Origin of the sequence: Protofrankia sp. Cr1 (genome assembly GCF_963555865.1) — a bacterium.
GTDB lineage: Bacteria > Actinomycetota > Actinomycetes > Frankiales > Frankiaceae > Protofrankia.
On sequence record NZ_CAUVXO010000689.1, the window covers coordinates 1 to 2,549 of the forward strand.

The window sequence follows — 2,549 nt, forward strand, 5'->3', positions numbered from 1 at the left end:
TGTGGCGGAGGGCCGTGGTGACCGGCCTGATCTGCTCTCCGCTGGTATTCGGCTGGGCATGGTGGATGCAATACTTCCTGCTCGGCGGTGCGCTCGTCGGCGCCACCCTCTACCAGCGCCGCGCGACCGATCATCCGGTCTACCCCGGGACCTCCGCGCCCACCGGGCCGATCAAGTCCACGCCGATCAAGTCCACGCCGACCAGGTCGGCCCGGGACGGGCCCGAGAGCGGCTCCAGGACACCGACCTGAGCGTCGCCGATCTGGCGACGTTTAAGCCCGTAGGCCACCACCTGGTGGTAGGCAGATGTCGAACAGCGTGGTTCATCCGGAGCCGCAGCCTGTGTGGCCGGTTCCGGTTACCGTTCTCACGGGCTTTCTCGGGGCGGGGAAGACCACTCTGCTGAACCGGATTCTGGGCGGTGATCACGGGCTGCGGGTAGCGGTGCTTGTCAACGATTTCGGCTCGTTGAGCATCGACGCAGACCTCGTGGTCGGCGTGGACGACTGTGCGGTCGTCAGCCTGGCGAACGGGTGTGTTTGCTGCACGATCCATGATGATCTATTCGATGCCGTGCGGCGCGTCATGAACAGGCCTGAAGCCCCCCAGTACGTGATACTTGAGGCCAGTGGTGTCGCGGACCCGGTCGGTATTGTCGTCACTTTCATGGATTCGATTCACCGTGACATCCTTCGGTTGGACAGCGTCCTGTGCGTGGTGGACGCTGGCGAGGTCTTCGGCGCACCTGAACAGGAGCGTGAGCCGAGCCGGCTGAGCTGGCGGCCTGAAGGCCGTCACACCACTGGGTGGAGATCTGGTCCGTTACCGTCAGCCATCGTGACCCGGCCCCCCGTCGCAGACGTGGCCCGGCAGCGGGTCAGGCGCAGGCCCGTCCTCAGCGACTCACCAGCTTGTTCAATATCGACGATTCGCGATATTATCGGGGGCGTGCTCTCTACCGGTGACGTGGCGGCAACGGTGCTTCGAGACGCGCGTCGCCGGGCGGGGTTGACTCAGATCGAGCTGGCGGCCCGCGCGGGAGTGACGCAGAGCGTGATCAGCGCCTACGAGTCCGGGCACCGGCAGCCGGCCGTGTCGACGCTGGCTGCGCTGATCGAGGCGGCCGGGTTCGAGCTCACCGTGGGAATTCGCAGACCGCCGCACCAGCTACAGATGCTGTCTGGGCCGATCGGGCGCGTGGTCCGTCACCACCGGCGGGAGCTGATCGCGGCCGCCGCAGCGCACAGGGTGTCGAACCTGCGGGTGTTCGGCAGTGTGGCCCGCGGGCAGGACCGCACTGACAGCGACGTGGACCTACTCGCCGACCTGCCCGCCGATCTGGGACTGCTCGGGCTCGGTCGCGTGCAGGACGCGTTGGAGACCATTCTCGGTGTCCCGGTCGACCTGGTCCCGGCGCAGGACCTCAAGCCCGAGGTCCGCGCGCGGGTCGAGCGCGAACAGGTGGCGCTGTGACCTACCGGGACCGTCAGCGGGTGTCCGACATCCTCGCCGCGATCGAGGCGATCGGTTCCCACCTGCAGCGCGGCAACCTCTCGGATGGCCTGGTCTTCGACGCGGTCCGAATCCGACTCCTAGAGATCGGCGAGGCCGTCAAAGCTCTACCCACTGACCTGCTCGTCACCGAGCCGGACATCCCCTGGAAGCAGATCGCACGAATGCGCGATCACCTGGCCCACCGCTACTTCGACACCTCGCACGCGATCCTGCAGGCCACCGTCGACCACGACCTGCCCGACCTGGAACAGGCGATCCGACGGCTGAGCCAGCACCTGGCCGATGAGTCCGCTGACACGAATGAATGACTTCCACCGAAACATCCCAGAAATTCCTGTGACGCTCCGGTTCACGGAAACTCCGTCGTCAGCCAGAAATCTTTTTCCGGGTTCGGCGTGGAGAGTACTTGTTTGAGGATTGTTTTCGCATCGTCGCTGCCCAGCTGAATCACGGCGTCGACGAAGTCCGGTTCGAAGAGCAGGTAGCTGAGGATATCGTTGCTACTTGGGAGCGGACCAAGTAGGGTGCGAAGAAGCGCCAGTTCAGGGTCCAGCAGAAATCGTGCGCCGGACAAGCGATTCGCCAGGACCTCTTCCGTACAGCCTTCAACATCAGTGCGGCGGAATCTTGTACCGCGGGTTCCTGCGGCGGGCGACCGCCGAGCGGAACCTCGGGGTTGCGGATCGGCTCGGTACCCACTACCAGCACCCGTCCGGCGCCCAGCGCGATAGCCGGCTTGACGTGGCTGGCGGGCAGACGCTGGCGGCTCCTGCCGTAGATGGCACGCCGCCTCAGGCCGACGGCCACCCTCTGATCACAGTCCATCCCCTGATCACAGTCCACTCGCTCGGTCTCGGCAGGGAATGGACCACTGCGGCGGTTCTGTGTTCGCCTGGTCGCCGATTGTACGAGAACGCACGCCCGTGTTGATAACCTGGTACGGCTTGCCCTAAGGTGCGGAGGCACCAGAACGCTGGTGGGTCCGGCGGCACGGCCGCCGCCTTGAACACGGGGGTAGAAAATGTCGGTAACAG

The 2,549-nt window shown here is 65.4% G+C and carries 4 protein-coding genes; 3 read left to right on the top strand and 1 reads right to left on the bottom strand.

Going from position 1 to position 2,549, the window contains the following annotated elements:
* The 3 genes from U9980_RS28035 to U9980_RS28045 all read left to right on the top strand — a co-directional run.
* Positions 1-251: hypothetical protein (locus tag U9980_RS28035; RefSeq protein WP_322770678.1), on the top strand; the 251-nt coding region annotated here is incomplete at its 5' end.
* A 55-nt stretch (positions 252-306) separates the two neighbouring features.
* Positions 307-1,473 carry a GTP-binding protein gene (locus tag U9980_RS28040; protein ID WP_416210419.1) on the top strand — a complete coding sequence of 389 codons (1,167 nt, stop codon included), beginning with the start codon at positions 307-309 and terminating at the stop codon, positions 1,471-1,473.
* On the top strand, positions 1,470-1,823 hold the full coding sequence (locus U9980_RS28045; protein ID WP_322770680.1) for a DUF86 domain-containing protein: 354 nt from the start codon (positions 1,470-1,472) through the stop codon (positions 1,821-1,823). Before U9980_RS28040 ends, U9980_RS28045 begins: the two co-directional genes overlap by 4 nt.
* Before the next feature lie 41 nt (positions 1,824-1,864).
* Here the strand turns inward: U9980_RS28045 and U9980_RS28050 are convergent, their stop codons facing one another.
* Positions 1,865-2,089 carry a hypothetical protein gene (locus U9980_RS28050; protein WP_322770681.1) on the bottom strand — a complete coding sequence of 75 codons (225 nt, stop codon included), beginning with the start codon at positions 2,087-2,089 and terminating at the stop codon, positions 1,865-1,867.
* Positions 2,090-2,549: the final 460 nt, after the last annotated feature.